14 protein-coding genes are annotated in these 15,454 nt (G+C 43.1%); 7 read left to right on the top strand and 7 right to left on the bottom strand.

The features are described 5' to 3' along the window. The first annotated feature begins 404 nt into the window (after positions 1–404). Both D1136_RS08800 and lepB read left to right on the top strand, forming a co-directional pair. Positions 405–1,139 (top strand): ATP-binding protein, encoded by a 735-nt coding sequence (locus tag D1136_RS08800; protein WP_161877264.1) that lies wholly within the window; start codon positions 405–407, stop codon positions 1,137–1,139. A 30-nt stretch (positions 1,140–1,169) separates the two neighbouring features. Next, entirely contained in the window at positions 1,170–2,012 is an 843-nt protein-coding gene (lepB, locus tag D1136_RS08795; protein WP_161877263.1) for a signal peptidase I, read from the top strand. A 56-nt stretch (positions 2,013–2,068) separates the two neighbouring features. On the opposite strand, the gene tpx is transcribed toward lepB, so the two are convergent. From tpx to D1136_RS08775, 4 genes are all read right to left on the bottom strand, one after another. Further along, complete coding sequence (gene tpx / locus D1136_RS08790) at positions 2,069–2,569, bottom strand: thiol peroxidase (RefSeq protein WP_161877262.1); 501 nt, start codon at positions 2,567–2,569, stop codon at positions 2,069–2,071. 130 nt (positions 2,570–2,699) lie between these two features. Further along, positions 2,700–4,394: a dipeptidase gene (locus D1136_RS08785; RefSeq protein WP_161877261.1), complete on the bottom strand. Its 1,695-nt coding sequence runs from the start codon at positions 4,392–4,394 to the stop codon at positions 2,700–2,702. Positions 4,395–4,457: 63 nt separating this feature from the next. Next, a complete protein-coding gene (locus tag D1136_RS08780; protein WP_161877260.1) occupies positions 4,458–4,943 on the bottom strand; it encodes a DUF4293 domain-containing protein in 486 nt (161 codons plus the stop codon). Between the two features lie 55 nt (positions 4,944–4,998). Beyond that, positions 4,999–5,889, bottom strand: a complete 891-nt coding sequence (locus D1136_RS08775; protein WP_161877259.1) for a nucleoside phosphorylase — start codon at positions 5,887–5,889, stop codon at positions 4,999–5,001. Between the two features lie 140 nt (positions 5,890–6,029). On the opposite strand from D1136_RS08775, the gene D1136_RS08770 reads away from it, so the two are divergent. Then, positions 6,030–7,886, top strand: coding sequence for an O-antigen ligase (locus tag D1136_RS08770; RefSeq protein WP_161877258.1), 1,857 nt, complete (start codon positions 6,030–6,032; stop codon positions 7,884–7,886). A gap of 1 nt (position 7,887) precedes the next feature. After that, a complete protein-coding gene (locus D1136_RS08765; RefSeq protein ID WP_161877257.1) occupies positions 7,888–9,978 on the top strand; it encodes a hypothetical protein in 2,091 nt (696 codons plus the stop codon). Positions 9,979–9,998: 20 nt separating this feature from the next. On the opposite strand, the gene D1136_RS08760 is transcribed toward D1136_RS08765, so the two are convergent. After that, on the bottom strand, positions 9,999–10,694 hold the full coding sequence (locus tag D1136_RS08760; protein ID WP_161877256.1) for a response regulator transcription factor: 696 nt from the start codon (positions 10,692–10,694) through the stop codon (positions 9,999–10,001). Further along, positions 10,691–11,743, bottom strand: coding sequence for a sensor histidine kinase KdpD (locus D1136_RS08755; RefSeq protein WP_161877255.1), 1,053 nt, complete (start codon positions 11,741–11,743; stop codon positions 10,691–10,693). The genes D1136_RS08760 and D1136_RS08755 overlap by 4 nt, the downstream gene beginning before the upstream one ends. Before the next feature lie 399 nt (positions 11,744–12,142). Here D1136_RS08755 and D1136_RS08750 point away from each other — a divergent pair, with 399 nt between their 5' ends. The 3 genes from D1136_RS08750 to D1136_RS08740 are packed head-to-tail and all read left to right on the top strand — an operon-like array spanning position 12,143 to position 13,831. Beyond that, positions 12,143–12,364, top strand: coding sequence for a hypothetical protein (locus D1136_RS08750; RefSeq protein ID WP_161877254.1), 222 nt, complete (start codon positions 12,143–12,145; stop codon positions 12,362–12,364). A 1-nt stretch (position 12,365) separates the two neighbouring features. After that, complete coding sequence (locus D1136_RS08745; RefSeq protein WP_161877253.1) at positions 12,366–13,424, top strand: BF3164 family lipoprotein; 1,059 nt, start codon at positions 12,366–12,368, stop codon at positions 13,422–13,424. A gap of 8 nt (positions 13,425–13,432) precedes the next feature. After that, positions 13,433–13,831 carry a DUF1573 domain-containing protein gene (locus D1136_RS08740; protein WP_161877252.1) on the top strand — a complete coding sequence of 133 codons (399 nt, stop codon included), beginning with the start codon at positions 13,433–13,435 and terminating at the stop codon, positions 13,829–13,831. Between the two features lie 110 nt (positions 13,832–13,941). Here D1136_RS08740 and rny read toward each other — a convergent pair whose 3' ends face one another. Then, positions 13,942–15,411, bottom strand: a complete 1,470-nt coding sequence (gene rny, locus D1136_RS08735; protein WP_370461327.1) for a ribonuclease Y — start codon at positions 15,409–15,411, stop codon at positions 13,942–13,944. Between the last annotated feature and the right edge of the window lie 43 nt (positions 15,412–15,454).

The raw sequence follows: 15,454 nt of genomic DNA, 5'->3' as shown, positions 1-15,454 counted from the left end.
TTACAGTCAGCCCCATTTGGCCACTCTGGTAACTGCCCATGATTGTAAAGAACGATTGTCTCTTTTGCGGGTACAAAGGTATAGGTTTTTATGATATGAACAAAAAAAAGAGTTCTTTTTTTGTTCAATACAGATACTTTCCGGATGGGGAAATAGAGACTGTGATGATTACAATAAAAGTTTTGCAGATAAAAAACTGGTATACAATAAAGAAGGGAAAGAGAGATGGAAGAGAGTGAGGTTGTATTATGCGGATGGTGGGTCGTATTTTGTAACTATGAACTGAAAATTAACCGGAATGTCAGCATCTTTATGTGATTTGTGAAAGTTCGGGAATAAAGATTTTATTATTTTTGTCTCCAAGTGTGTATGGCGGGTTTTCAATGGGAATGAAGAGCTTAAAGATGGAGAATAAGAAAAAAGAAAAATTATTTATGCGGGATTTTTTCCGTAAGGCAGGGAAGGCTATTTATGATTATGATTTAATACAATCAGGGGATAAAATTTTGATTGGAGTTTCGGGAGGAAAAGATTCTTTGGCCTTATTGGAAGTTCTGGCTTTAAGGGCTCGCGCTCCCAAGCAGGAGTATTCAGTTGTGGCGGCACATATTGCTGTGGAAAATGTTGCTTATGAGGTAGATGGAAAGTATATTGCGGATTTTTGTGAGCGCTTGGGAGTAAAATTGGTACAGCGTACTATTCAGTCAGAGGTAAATGAAGGTTCTGCAAAACCTGTTTGCTTTGTTTGTGCGTGGAATCGCCGGAAAGCTTTGTTTGAAATAGCCAGGGAAGCCGGTTGCAATAAATTGGCTTTGGGGCATCATCGGGATGATGCTATTGAAAGCCTGCTGATGAGTATGATGTTTAACGGGACTATTGCGAGTATGCCTCCAAAACTGGATATGTTTGAGCATGCTTTTACTCTAATTCGTCCTTTTATTTATCTGACGAATGAGGAAACCCGGCAGTATGCTGTTTACCGAGACTTTAAAAATCAGAAAAAAAAGTGTCCTTATGAGAAAGCAACGAACCGGAATGCTGTGGCTGAAATTATTCGGCAAATGGAAACTTTGTCTCCTCATGTAAAAGGAAATTTATTTGCTTCTATGAAAAATATTCAGACGGAATATCTGCCTTGAATGATTTCTTTTTCAAGTAATTTTTCTTTTATGAAAGTGAGAAATTTTTTTAAGGGTGTTTTGTTTTACGGGATAGGAGTTGGTAGTGCTTTTTGTGTAGCTTTGCTTTTACGGATATTTGTGGTGGATTTTTATGTAGTTCCCGGAGAGTCTATGCTGCCTGCCATTGAACCCGGAGATTTTATCTGGGTGGATAAGATGGCTTTTGGTGCTCGTTTATCTCGTAATACCCGTTTTTGGCGAATGAAAGGTTTTGCTCCGATTCGGCGGGAAGAGGTGCTTGTCTTTAATTTTCCTTATCGGAATAACGATTGGGGGCAGTTACAGATGAATGAGGCCCGCTTTTATGTAAAGCGTTGTATTGGTTTGCCGGGAGATACTTTGGTTATTCGTGATGGTTTTTATGAGGTGAATGGAATCGGGGGAATAGGAAATGTGGCCGGTCAGGACTATATTTCCGGTTTTCGGGGTGAGTTCCCGGAGGGTATTTATCGGACTATTCCTTTTGAGCCTTCCTGGGGATGGACGATATTGGAAATGGGTCCCTTGTATGTTCCTCAGCGGGGGACTGTGGTCCGGCTGGACAGTTCGGCAGTTGTGCTGTACCGGAAGATGATGGAGTATGAAATGGGCAAACCGTTGAATTTTCAGAGAAATCGGTTATATTGCGGAGATTCTTTAATAACGGAATATCGTTTTCGGACCAATTGGTATTTTATGGGTGGAGATAATCATTGGAATTCTCAGGATTCCCGTTATCTGGGACTTATTCCCGAAGAGTTTATTATCGGGAAAGCCAGATTGGTTCTTACGGCAAAAGACCCGGTTACGGGAAAATATAAATGGAAGCGTTTTTTTACAAAAGTGAAATGACAGATACATCATCCTGATAGCCGATTGAATGTTGAATTCAGGATGATGAGAACAGATTATTTCAAGGCTGAGAGGGCCTTCTCATAATCCGGTTCGGTTGTGATTTCCGGTACCAATTCGGTATAAAGCACTTGTCCTTGTTCGTTAAGTATGATAACAGCCCGAGCCAGCAGGCCGGCTAAAGGTCCGTTCACCAGTGCTACGCCATAGTTTTCTCCAAAATCCGTATTCCGGAAAGCAGAAAGGCCTGTGACGTTCTGAATACCCTCCGTGGTGCAGAAACGGGCATGGGCAAAAGGAAGGTCTTTTGAGATAGCCAGCACTGCAGTATTGTCTGTCTGGGAGGCCAGTTCGTTGAATTTACGGACGGACATGGCGCATACAGGTGTATCCAGACTGGGAAAGATATTGAGTATTACTTTTTTCCCTTTCAACTCATGGAGCGAAAATTCACTTAAATCACTTTTGACGAGGGTAAAATCTTTTGCTGCTTCTCCGGTTTCCGGGAAATGTCCTTTTACCTCAACCTGGTTTCCTTTTAATGTTACTGTAGCCATAATGATAGTTTTAATATTTTTGTTATACGCAAATACAGAAAGCGAGGGTTATTTTTCTGTATAAAAAATCTCCCCTCAGAGTAATTCATAGGAATGAGCCCTGAGGGGAGGTTTTGAAGGTAGGTCGAATTTATTCGATCACTTGTAGTTTATCGCCTGCTTTTTCAATGATGGTACGCAGATACCATTCCGGAAGTTGGGGATTTTCTACTTTGGGATTCTTTTGACCAGGGATAGTTGTTTTAATGTTACCATCCATGAAACGGCAGAAAAGATAACCGTAAAAGTTCCGCCAGGTATTGACTAATTCTTCGCCAGTATTACAGGAAAAGTCAGTTAAGAAATGAACGACCAATTCCGGATTTTGTGCATACATGCCGTTGGCTCCTGCGTCAACGATTTGTACAAAATGGGAATATTGGGTTTCCAGAGCCTTTTGTTTGGTGCGAATTTCAGGGTGGATGGCATCATAACGTGTATAGGCCAGGTTGCTGACTTGGTTGAATACCCAAAAGGCTGCTTTTGTAGTAAATTCCATCATGCTTCCATTACCGACAGCATAGGCGTGAGGAATGCGGGTGGCGCAGGAATACATAGGAAAATATACGGTATTGGCAGCATCATCTACGCCAAACCAGAGGATTCCTCCGATGGTATTGGGTAACCAATTGCGGCTTTGGCTGACGAAGGTAAATCCTGTCTGTTGTGTGGCTGTTGCGCGTTCATGCACATATTTTTTACCGTCCACTGTAAAAGTCATTGGTCGCCATCTATAGGGGCAGGCGTAAGGGCCGGCGCCAGGGTCTTTACTCATATCAAGTTCTGTGCCTTCCAGATGATCTCTCATGAAATCCATGACTTCCAGGACATCTACTTTGCGGTCGGGCTTAATCCATAGGGGCATGCGATTGGTGGCATATCCTTTTTCATCCCGTTGGATTTTTCCTTTGGCGTAATCCCAGTAAGGGGACATATTGGAATGAAGGGCGTTGAAGAAGGCCCATACCCGGATTTCACAAGCCCTAGCCCCACTGAAATCCACCGGGGCATAGGTATCTGAGAAGCTGAATTCGGTGTTTTTGGCGTCCTGAGGATAGAATCCTTTCAGTTTAGCAAATGAAATGACATCTTTGGAATAGACAGTTGTGATGTCTTTGTCATAAATTTTTTTCATTTGGTCGGAAGATATGGAAGTTTTCCCTTCTAAAGGGAAGGTGGTAATGCGGGCTTGATTGGCATGTGCGCATACATATCCATCCGGAACCATGCGGGCAACCCAAACAGCTCCTTTTTCTCCTGCTCCTTTGCCGATCATTTCCATAATCCATACTTCGTTGGGGTCACTAATGGAAAAAGATTCTCCTTCACTGGCATATCCGTATTTTTCAACCAGTTCAGTCATGACCAGAATGGCCTCCCGGGCTGTTTTGGCGCGTTGAAGGGTTAGGTATATCAGGCTGCCGTAGTCAATAATTGCTTCTTCCTGGTGCCATAATTCTTCCCGTCCTCCGAAAGTTGTTTCACCGATAGCTAACTGAAACTCATTCATATTTCCGACGACATTATAAGTTTTGGGGGCCTGGGGTATTTTGCCCAGGTATTTGCCGGTGTCCCATTCGTAGACGTCTATCATGGTTCCGGCGGGCCATGTTCCGGCGGGCCAGTGATATAGTTCTCCATAAAGAACGTGGGAGTCGGCTGAATAAGTGATCATTGTAGAGCCGTCTTTAGTAGCTCCTTTTGTGAACAGGAAATTAGTGCAGGCGGAAACTTTGCTGAAAATGCCCGTTGCCAATAATAAAGCGGCCAGATAAAGTTTGTACATGATAATTTGTATTAAACGGATTAAATCGATGGAATCAATAAAATGAACGGATGATATGAGATTTTACCGGATTCTGTCGAAAGATTTTAATAAAGCGATGTCTTTAATGATACCCCGGATAGCCATCCAGGTAAAAATGATTCCTATTACGGGGAAGATAAAGCTAAGATTGAAAGACCAGAGGGCGTTGATTGCGTTTGTTATCTGACGGATTTGAAGCCATAGCAATACTATTAAGCCTATCTGGAGAATGATATTGGCAAAACATAGACGGAGTTGCAACAGTAAGGTCGGCTTTACTGTTTTGGATTTCTTTTTGCGGATGAAAATAGTTAAGAAAGCCAGTCCTGTGATGCATAGGTTCAGAATGAGTGACATCCAGTTCCAGGTAATCAGCTCAGGAGCATTTCCGGTAAGTATGACTTTGGTTGTGAAGTATTCATAGGTATGATGGTCCGGAGCGACTAAAGTGGCTACGGGCATGAAAAATAATAAGGCTGTGACAACAGTTGTGCACAACAGAAAAACAGATTGGATACGCTGTATCATATTAAAAAATTATGAAGTGTATGAAAAATAGATTGTCGTTTTAGTTGTTAAATCATCATGCCATAGTGGAGGCGGATAGTTTGTCCAGTGTATACCGGATAAGTTGTTCCATACGATTATGGTAATCGGCTGAGGCGTGGCCATTTATGCGATTTGCAATAATCAGGCAAATCGTTGTTGCATGATGTCCCAGAAGATTACAAAGGCCGGTAATGGCGGCACTTTCCATTTCGTAATTGGTGACTTTATATTGCTGATAACCAAAGGTGGTAATCCGGTCGTTGATTCCTGCCATGGCCAAGGGCAGACGGAGTACGCGCCCTTGTGGACCATAAAACCCGACAGCTGTGAGGGTAGTTCCTTTTAGGGTATACTTTGGATCGTACAGGCGGTTGACCAATGCAGGAGAAGCGTTTACGACATAGGGACGGGCAGCTGTGGGAATCCATCCACAATGGCGGATAAAAGCGTCTTCGAAGGCCGTATCACAGATTTTTTCGTTGCCGGCATAAAATCTTAATACTCCGTCGCAACCAATGCTTTTTTCGGAAATAACAAATGAATCGACAGGAATATCAGCTTGTACAGACCCTGAAGTTCCGATCCGTACAATGTTTAAAGAACGTTTGGCCGGCTTGACGGCTTTGGTTTGTAAGTCAATGTTGGCCAATGCGTCCAATTCATTCATAACAATGTCGATGTTGTCCGGACCTATACCGGTGGAAATGACTGTAAAACGATGTTTTTGGTAGCTGCCGGTTACGGTATAAAATTCGCGGTTACTTTTCTTCAATTCAATGTTGTCGAAATGAGCTGTAATGGTTTCGACTCTTCCCGGATCACCTACCAGGATAATATCGTCGGCCAAATCTTCCGGTAAAAGATGCAGATGAAAAATGCTTCCGTCCGGATTTGTGATTAATTCTGAAGATTTTATCGCTTCCATGTGTTGTTTTTATGAATGTAACAGCCAAATTTAACGATGTTTGTGCTATTCGCAAAATATGCCACGGTTTTTGTCGCTTTTTGTTTTTAGGAATAAATATTCTTTTGCATTTTTACTGCATATTTAATGAATCAAGGTGCATGGATGGAAATTTTTTGATGAAAGGAATGTGGGGATTTGTTGTGTTTTTATTGGTAGCTTTATTGTTTTCGGTATTCTGGCAAGAAGATTGGGAGTTAGCTAACCAGCAGGTAACAGCTGTGCGTTTCGGTTTTTATCGGGTGATGGGAGTAGAAGCCTTGTGTGGCATTGGGGTGGCTTGTTTTGCCTGGAAGGGATTCCGTTTCCATTATCTGGATGGAGTGGTGTTTTTGTTTGGAGGGTATTTGGTGGGGAGAAATTGGCTATCTGGGGAACCGGTTGTTTATCGTGTGGAGCTGATACTTTTACTGTTTTTGTTATATTTTATTTTGCGTGTCCTGTTTTCTCTTTATGATGGAGCTTTAAAGGTTGTGTTGCTGACTTTTATAGGAGCGGTAGGGGTGGAATGTATTTTGGGAGCCGGACAGTTATATGGAGGGATTGCTTCCGGGCATGCTTTATATCGGTTGACGGGTTCTTTTTTCAACCCTGGTCCGTATGCCGGTTTTTTGGCTATGGGATTACCGGTTGCATTGGCTTTCTTTTTAGTCCGGAGGGAGAATGTGCGGTTTTCTGGGGGGAAGCAGTGGGTTTATTATGGAATGCGTTGTCTGGCAGGAGGTGTTTTGTTGCTGTCTGTGATGCTTTTACCGGTAACAATGAGCCGGGGGAGCTGGCTTGCAGCTTTGGCGGGAACGGGTGTGGTATTGGGAAAACATTACGGGGTAAGAGGCCGGATAGGCAGATTGGTGTCGGGGCGGAGGCATGTATTTATCGGAGGGATTGTCGCAGCAGTCATTTTCTTTTTGGTTGTAGTCGTGGGGATGTATGGTTTGAAAAAAGATTCTGCAGATGGGCGGATGCTCATTTGGAAAATGGATATGTTGGCTATGCAGGAGCATCCTTGGATAGGAGTGGGAAGCGGTCGGTTCGGTGGGGCTTATGGTGAGGTACAGGCTACTTATTTTTTATCCGGGAAAGCTACTCCCCGGGAAGAATGGGTTGCGGGGGTTCCTGAATACGGCTTTAATGAATATTTACAGATGGGAGTGGAGGGAGGTTTGATAGGGTTGGCCTTGTTGACAGGGATTCTATTGGGAGCCTTGATTCGGCTTTTCTCTTCCGACGAGCCCGAGGGAAGGGCCGTTCTGGGAAGTTTGACGGCCTTCGTTTTTTTTGCTTTTTTCTCTTATCCGTTGGGAGTATTGCCTTTGTGTATCGTTTTTGTCATGTTGCTGGCAATGGCGGCAACCCGGAGAGAAGAGAACTCTTTTTGTAAAGAGAAAAGTGGGAATGAGTTGTGGAGAAAATGGTGTATTCCGGGTCTGGCTTTATTGGTTGCCGGGATAATATGGAGTATTACCGGAGGAAAAGAGGAGGAAAGGAGGGCTTATGTGCATTGGCGGGAAGAACAGAGCTATTTTAAAATGGAAATATATAAGGGAACGGAAGAAAATTATGGAAAGCTTTACCCTTTTTTGTTCCAGCAACCCCGTTTTTTGTTTGAGTACGGGTTATGTTTATCCCGGCTCGGACAATATGAGGCTGGCAGCCGGCTCATGCAAGAGGCTACTTGTTTAAGCGCAGATCCTATGTTTTTCAATATTATGGGAAAAAACCAACAGGCTTTGCAGCGGTTTGACCTGGCGGCTGATTATTTTCGCCGGGCTGCTGCAACAGTTCCCACGCGTCTCTATCCTTTGTATTTACTTTGTCAGATGTATTTTGAGAGCGGGCAGATACAACGGGGGATGGAACTGGGCAAAGTGGTGCTGGATAAAGAGCCTAAGGTGATGTCGGAGGCAGTGAAAGAGATGAAAAGTGAAATACGGGAATGGATAAATAAAAATCAGTGATATGCGGATTGTGATTATATGTGTGCTGGTCGGATTGCTTGGGGGATGCCGGGAGGTACCCCAGGGAGTGGAGGATGCCCTTGTGTTGTCCGGTTCAAATAAAGGGGAATTGAAAAAGGTGTTGCGTCATTACGGATGGCGGCAACGGGATTCTTTGAAATACCGGGCTGCTTGTTTTTTGATTGAAAACATGAAATGGCATTTCAGTGCCCGAAAAGTGGATGGAATAGACCCTCAGTTTGAACGTTTTTGTGAGTATGCGGATTCTGTGTTTTATGCCGGATGGCAAGAGACGGGGGGATGTCTGGATTCTTTGCAGGCTTATGGCCGGAGTTTAAAACAGACTTATGCCTGGTTAAAAGACTCAATTCATCGTTATGTTTTTCAGCCGTCCCGGGTGGAATGGGGGAGCGTTGCAGATTTGCAGGCTATGAAAAGTAATTTTTTGATTACCCATATTGATAATGCTTTTGAGGTATGGGAACAATCCCCTTTTGCAAAACACCTGAGTTTTCAGGAGTTTTGTGAGTATGTACTACCTTACCGGCCGGCCCGCAGTTATCCTTTTATGTATTCCGGGGCAGAACTTCGCCGCCGGTTTGGGAAATATGTGAATGCTGATACCGCCGCTTCTTTGAAGAAACGAATCAGCGCTTATCAGAATAGGGTTGTGGAGATGCGTTATATTTTAGGAGATGCCCCTCAAAAGGATATAGGTATTTATAATCTTTTTTTTCATGGGCATGAATGTCTGGACCACGCAGCCTATGGGTGTGCTGTGCTTCGGGCATGTGGTATTCCCGTGATGATTGAATTTTGTGATGCTTACAGGGATTTTGCCGGACGTCATTTTTACTGTGTTACCCTGGATAGTAACCGTCGTTGGCAGACGTTTAATCCGGAAAGTTCTTTACCGGGAGAAGGGGGATGGGTGTTGGGGGTACCGATGAACCTTTATCGGCAATATTACGCACCTCAGCCGGGTACGCCTTATTACTTGCGTCGGGAGGGGGAATATTTGCCTCCCTTGTTTGCCAGTCCTTGTATGCGGGACGTTACGGCCGAGCGGGCGGAGGTATGTCGTTTGACTTTACCGTTCCCTCCAAAGATCTCCAACCGTTTGGCTTATTTAGTTGCTTTTCAGGCGCGGCGGAAAATGTCGCCGGTGACCTGGGGGGTGATCGATACGGTTCATCAGGAAGTTACTTTTGAGAATGCCTTATTTGGGCGTTTGTATTTTCCGGCCTATTACGAAGGAAAAGAACTTCGTTTTTTCGGAGAGCCGTTTTATGTCGAAAAAGACACTGCTTGTGCAGAAGGGTACAGGGTACAATATTTTCATAAAGATACAGCCAATCGGGGAACGGTAGTGTTGACCCGTAAATTTCCCCGGAAGCCCAATATGATAAAAGTTGCAGAGGATTTGGTCGGGTCAACTTTTGTGGGAGCCAATCGGAGGGATTTTGCTGATGCCCGCCTGATTTATCAGATAACGGCAGCTCCCGGTCCGTGTTTGCAGGATTTCATCATTCCCCGGCCCGGGGCTTATCAATTTTATCGTTTTGAAGCATCGGACGAACATCCTCATGCCAATGTGGCTATGCTGGAGTTTATTACATCGCGTCGCTGGGGATATAGTAATGTTTTGCCTCCGACCCCGGCAGCTGTCCTTTCACCCAAAGATACTTTACTGGAACGGGCAGATTCGGAACGGGTGAAGTTGTTGGATGCTCCGTCGTGGGATGATATGAAATGGAAGGCAGAATATGACGGTAATATGCAGACAGCTCCTGGTGCATACAAAACGGTGACATTGTGGTTGCAGCAACCCCAGGTGGTGGAGCGCATCCGTTTTGCTCCGTGGAATGCTGATAATGGTATCAAGAGGGGACATCGTTATGAATTATGGTATTGGGATGATGAATGGCTCAGTTGCGGTGAACAAGTAGCAAGATACGAGCATTTGGAGTATAAGGATATTCCCGAAGGAGCCTTGATGTGGTTGAGAAATCACACCACCGGAAAAGAAGAACTTCCATTTCTCTTCAAAGATGGCAAACAATTGTTTTTGTATTATGATATGATAAAATAAGCTTCTGTTTGCTTTGTCCTTTAGAGCGTTAGTGGAGTTTTCAGCATGTAATATCCACCGTGACGATTCTGGATAGAAAGCGAAGTATCGGGAGCCAGGTGTTTTCTTAGATTGACGGCATAGCGTTTCAGGTTTTCGATATTCTTATCTATTTTCCACATAAAGAAACAGATTTCTTTTGGAGCGACCCATTCATTGCAATGGACGCAAAGGATATTCAGCATGTCGGCATCTTTCCCGGGTAATTTGTGCGGTTTGTTGTTGATGGTCAGGGTACAGTTATTATAATTGAAAGTTGTCATCGGAGATAATTCATAGACGGGGCTTTGGCCGGACGTCCGATGATAGGCTTGCCGGACAATGTTCTGAAGTTTGGCCACGAAAACAGACTTTTCACAATCTTTGCCGATATGGTCCATCACGCCCAAATTCAGCGTTGCCACTACAGTGGCGGGGTCAACGTGTGAACTGTAAACGACAATAGGAAACCAGGGGATGGCTTTTTTAATTTCCTGGATGAGGGTTAAGCCAGTTTTCAGACCGGCCAAATCTAAGTCTACCAGCAAGAGATCGGGGCGTTTGGCTTGGAAAGATGTACGGGCTTTTTCCAGGTCTCTGGCCAGTTCTACATAAAATTCCTCCTGGTCCAGTAAAATTTTGGTTAAACGTCCGAATTCGAGGTCGTCTTCTACATACAGAATGCGAATGTCTTTCATCTCTTTTTATGTTGTGGTATTTCAAGGATAAATTCTGTTCCGTGCCGGCCGTCACTGACGATACGGATATGCCCCCGGTGAGCTGTGATAACTGCCCGGACATAGCTCAGGCCTAATCCGTATCCCTGGCGTTCCCGGTCTCCTTCATAACGCTTGCCTCGACGGTGTTCTTCAAAAATATGTTTTTGTTCTTCCGGCGGAATGCCGAAACCATTATCTTTTACAGAAATAAATACTTTTTGTTGTTCTTTTCGGCAGAGCAGTAAAATTGCCACTTTGTCTCCCGAATATTGGATGGAATTTCCGATGAGGTTGTTCAGAACTCCGTATAAATGCAATGGGTCGGCATATACATAATCTGAGGGAAGCAGATTTTGGATGGGAATGCTGATTTCTTTATAGTTATGGCCATATTGGTTGTCGGCAACTAATTGGTTCAGTATTTCCTCCATTGAGCAGAATTCAGGATGGATAACCAGATTGCAGGAATTTACAGATAAAAAGAGCAAGTGATCAATATCCTCCAGGAGATGTTTCGTGTTTTTCTCTGAATGTTCGATACTTGCTGCTTGGACCGGATCCAGTTGTTCGGATAACTGGATTTGCAATACCTCTAACTGGCGTTTAAGGGTAAGTATAGGAGAACGGAGATTATGAACCAGGGCGTGGGTAAACTTGTTCCGGTTGTCTCCGATCTTTTTTTCCTGTTTTAATTGCAGGAATAGGGTTGTTGCGCAAAGAAGTAAAATAAGAATAAGTGCCAGGGTAGTCAGTAAACGGTCCCATGCCTGTTGAAAGAATAAGAAAAATGGAAAACTGAATTCTGCTTTTAGCGTATGTTTTTCCAAAAATCCTAAAGGGATAGATAATTTTATGCCTTTGTTCTCATATTCAAAGGCTTGGTAAAAATATTGGTCTAATATTTTATGGTTGGAATCAAGCAGAGTGAGTTGGTAAGGAACCAGAAAACCATGCTCTTGTAAATAAGGATTTAAGATTTTATGAAGTGAATCCAGATTCCATTTGGTTGTGTCTCGTATATCATACATTAGTTTGCATAAAATATGTGTAGGATTCGTTGTATTTTTTACATAAATAGTTGTGTCTGTTTTGTTTCGAATGATACGAACGAATTTTTTACTGGAATTAAAAGTAGCTCTTGGACGAGAAGTATAAATACTTTTATCAGAATTTAATTTGTCTATGTAGGTCAATAAAGAGCTTTGAATTGCTTCTTTAAAAGTATCTTTTTCATGTGAATGTACTTCATGAAGAACATTAACCTGTAGGAGGAATAGTAAGAAGACGATGCAAAGAGTGATGTATCCCCCAATTTTCAACTGTTTGTTCTCCATAAATTATAAAAATCTGTCACTGTTTTTGCCACTGTTTCCCGTTTCATGCAGACAAACTCTCCCTATCTTTGCCATTACAAAATTATAAAAATAATGGTTGTGTGTAAAAAGAAATTAATTTTTTTAAAATGGGGACTGTTTATAGTTTGCATTTTTTTGATCTCATTTTCTGTGTGTGGGGTAGAAAGTGTGGAGATTGAGAATACAGATGTAATAGAAGAAGGAGATGAGTTAATTTATTGTCCTGAGGCGGGGGGTATATGTTTTGTTGGCGATATGGGATATGGTGGAATTTCAATGCCTCCGAAAGACTGATATGAAAAGTGTAGTTTTATTCACAAGTTTATTTCTGTTGGGAGCTTGTTCGTTCCGGCAGGAGGAAATAACAGATATTTTGCCTGACATGAAGCAGGATGAGTCGGTAAAGGCTGTTGTGGTAGAAAATTTGAAGGCCTATGGGATTCGTACGCCCTCAGGTTTAGTAAAAGATGGCGACCAAGTGATTGTGGGGGATTTAAAAAATACTGATAATATTTATCGGATTAATTTATCAAACCGGCAGAAGAAGGAATATTTCCCTCGTGTACGGACCCGGAGTGGCGGTGCTGTCCAGGTAAATTCGCTTTCTTCCGATGGAAATGGCGGATGGACAGTGTTTGATTTCCGGACAGGGCAAATGAGTGTGGCCAATACACCGGTAACCAAGGCTGGTGGAGAATCCACAATCCAATTGCCTGCGGGTGTTCAGCATTTATGGGCTGTCCGTGCAGGGAATTATATCCTTTCTACCGGTTTATATGAGCAAGGTCGGTATATGCTTTATTCTCCGGATAATCAACAAGGCTGTTATTTTCTGGATTATCCGGAACATGCATGTTTTCCGGAATTGAAAACAGAGATAAAAGCTAAGCTATTTGCCAGTAATGTGCTGAAAGTCCGTCCGGACGGTACTGCTTTTGTTTGTGCCGATATGTATAGTGGAGCTATGGATATTTGCCGGATTGAGAATGGAGAAATTCATTTGGTCCGTCGTTTAAACTTCCATTCTCCGAGAGTGAGTATCCGGAAACAAAACGGTCAATCGCTTGTTGTTTATTCAAGGAAGAATCGGTTTGGTTTTACGGATGTATGTGCGGCTTCGGATGCTGTTTATGCCCTTTATTCGGGTCGTACTTTTGCGGAAGACAGTAAAACTTTTCAACATTGCCGGACTTTGTTGGTCATTGGCTGGGACGGGGAGATACGTATGACGTACGGAGTAGATACGGACCTGACGCATATTTGTTATGACTCTCAAGAGAAAGAACTTTACGGAATAGGTTATACGCCCTCCAGTTCTTTGGTGCGTATTCAATTGCCGGATATCTTTGAATAAGAGATTTTATGATATTTTCGTTTATTGCAATTACTTCCTTATCTTTCGGATATGCTGTATTGGAGACCGGATGTGTAGATGAGTTATTGTATTCGGCTCCGACAACCATTCAGATTGCCCGGGATACTCTTTCGCTGGGAACCATGCGTTGCAGAGAAACGAAAATGGTAACTTTTCACATCCGGAACACGGGAGATGTTCCTCTTTTGATTGTGGATGTAAGGCCTTCGGGCGGTTGTACCAGTGTTAGCTGGAATAAACGTCCGGTTAATCCGGGGCAGGAGGTAGAGATTACAGTTGGATTTGAGCCGTGTTCATTGGGGCATTTTTTGAAATCCATTGAAGTAGTATGTAATACCCGGCAACATATACATCAATTGAATTTGAAGGGGACGGTGGTAGAGTAAAATATTTGTTTGAGATATTATTTTTTTTCTCTTTTATAAATAAATTGCTCCGGAAATTGTGTATCACAACTTTCCGGAGCATTTTCAGATATTATCCTGATTGTTTGTATTTATTTGGCGTAATTAATGGCCCGGGTTTCACGGATGACGGTTACTTTCACCTGACCTGGATAGGTCATTTCATCCTGAATGCGTTTAGCTATATCGAATGAAATCTTTTCTGCTTCCGTATCGGAAATTTTTTCACTTCCTACTACAACCCGCAATTCGCGGCCTGCCTGGATGGCATAGGTCTTTACTACTCCGTTATAGGATAAAGCCAGGTCTTCCATGTCTTTGAGGCGTTTGATGTAAGATTCCACCACTTCCCGGCGGGCTCCCGGCCGTGCTCCGGAGATGGCGTCGCAGGCCTGTACAATAGGGGCGATGAGGGTGGTCATTTCAATTTCTTCGTGATGGGCTCCGATGGCGTTACAGATGTCCGGTTTTTCTTTGTATTTTTCTGCTAACTGCATGCCTAAAATTGCGTGTGGCAATTCCGGTTCATCATCTGGCACTTTACCAATATCATGAAGTAATCCTGCCCGTTTGGCTTTTTTGACATTTAATCCCAGTTCGGCAGCCATGATAGCGCAAAGATTGGCTGTTTCACGGGCATGTTGTAAAAGGTTCTGTCCATAGGAAGAACGGTATTTCATTTTTCCGATCAGGCGTACCAGTTCGGGATGTAATCCATGGATTCCGAGGTCTATGGTGGTACGTTTTCCGGTTTCAATGATTTCTTCTTCGATTTGTTTTTTCACTTTGTTAACAACCTCTTCGATTCTTGCTGGATGAATACGGCCATCGGTAACCAGTTGATGCAGGGACAGACGGGCAATTTCCCGGCGTACAGGGTCAAATCCGGAAAGTACGATAGCTTCCGGTGTGTCGTCTACAATAATTTCCACTCCTGTAGCTGCTTCTAAAGCCCGGATGTTTCGTCCTTCTCTTCCGATGATACGTCCTTTTATCTCATCGGAGTCAATGTGGAAGATGGAAACGGCATTTTCGGTCGCTGTTTCTGTAGCTACGCGCTGTATGGTTTTAATGACTATTTTTTTAGCTTCCATGTTGGCAGTCATTTTAGCTTCTTCCATGATTTCATTTACATAGGAGATGGCCTCAGCTTCTGCCTCTTCTTTCAGAGAATTGATTAATTTTTCTTTCGCTTGTTCTCCGGACATTCCAGAGATGGCCTCCAATTGTTCGATTTGCTGTTTTTTTAGTTTATCCAACTCGCCCACCTTTTTTTCCAGTAATTCTTTCTGTACTTCGATATTGCTTTGTTGGGTTTGTATATCCTTGGATTTGCGCTGGATTTCTTCCAATTTCCTGGAGATATCGGTTTCTTGTTGTTTGAGCTTGTTTTCTGCCATTAACAATTTGTTGTTCCGGGCAGCGGCTTGCTTTTCGTGTTCTGCTTTGATTTGCAGAAATTTTTCTTTTGCTTGCAGGATTTTATCCTTTTTGATTACTTCTGCTTCCGCTTCTGCTTCTTTGATGATGTTTTGGGCCCGATATTTCATAGCCAGCCGCATAATAAACCAGCCAATTGCAATACCGATTACTAAAGCCACCACC

This window comes from Odoribacter sp. Z80, from assembly GCF_009935865.1.
Classification (GTDB): domain Bacteria; phylum Bacteroidota; class Bacteroidia; order Bacteroidales; family Marinifilaceae; genus Odoribacter.
The sequence above is the reverse complement of the archived record's forward strand: the minus strand, read 5'-3'. Positions and strand labels throughout refer to the sequence as shown.

What these genes read in the sequence shown, in the direction of transcription:
- D1136_RS08755 (WP_161877255.1), bottom strand. Translation starts at nt 11,743, where the DNA reads ATGTATGATATACGAGACACAACCAAATGGAATCTGGATTCACTTCAT.
- D1136_RS08740 (WP_161877252.1), top strand. Translation starts at nt 13,433, where the DNA reads ATGATATTTTCGTTTATTGCAATTACTTCCTTATCTTTCGGATATGCT.
- D1136_RS08785 (WP_161877261.1), bottom strand. Translation starts at nt 4,394, where the DNA reads ATGTACAAACTTTATCTGGCCGCTTTATTATTGGCAACGGGCATTTTC.
- D1136_RS08765 (WP_161877257.1), top strand. Translation starts at nt 7,888, where the DNA reads ATGCGGATTGTGATTATATGTGTGCTGGTCGGATTGCTTGGGGGATGC.
- D1136_RS08745 (WP_161877253.1), top strand. Translation starts at nt 12,366, where the DNA reads ATGAAAAGTGTAGTTTTATTCACAAGTTTATTTCTGTTGGGAGCTTGT.
- tpx (WP_161877262.1), bottom strand. Translation starts at nt 2,569, where the DNA reads ATGGCTACAGTAACATTAAAAGGAAACCAGGTTGAGGTAAAAGGACAT.
- D1136_RS08775 (WP_161877259.1), bottom strand. Translation starts at nt 5,889, where the DNA reads ATGGAAGCGATAAAATCTTCAGAATTAATCACAAATCCGGACGGAAGC.
- D1136_RS08750 (WP_161877254.1), top strand. Translation starts at nt 12,143, where the DNA reads ATGGTTGTGTGTAAAAAGAAATTAATTTTTTTAAAATGGGGACTGTTT.
- lepB (WP_161877263.1), top strand. Translation starts at nt 1,170, where the DNA reads ATGAAAGTGAGAAATTTTTTTAAGGGTGTTTTGTTTTACGGGATAGGA.
- D1136_RS08780 (WP_161877260.1), bottom strand. Translation starts at nt 4,943, where the DNA reads ATGATACAGCGTATCCAATCTGTTTTTCTGTTGTGCACAACTGTTGTC.
- D1136_RS08760 (WP_161877256.1), bottom strand. Translation starts at nt 10,694, where the DNA reads ATGAAAGACATTCGCATTCTGTATGTAGAAGACGACCTCGAATTCGGA.
- D1136_RS08800 (WP_161877264.1), top strand. Translation starts at nt 405, where the DNA reads ATGGAGAATAAGAAAAAAGAAAAATTATTTATGCGGGATTTTTTCCGT.
- D1136_RS08770 (WP_161877258.1), top strand. Translation starts at nt 6,030, where the DNA reads ATGGATGGAAATTTTTTGATGAAAGGAATGTGGGGATTTGTTGTGTTT.
- rny (WP_370461327.1), bottom strand. Translation starts at nt 15,411, where the DNA reads ATGCGGCTGGCTATGAAATATCGGGCCCAAAACATCATCAAAGAAGCA.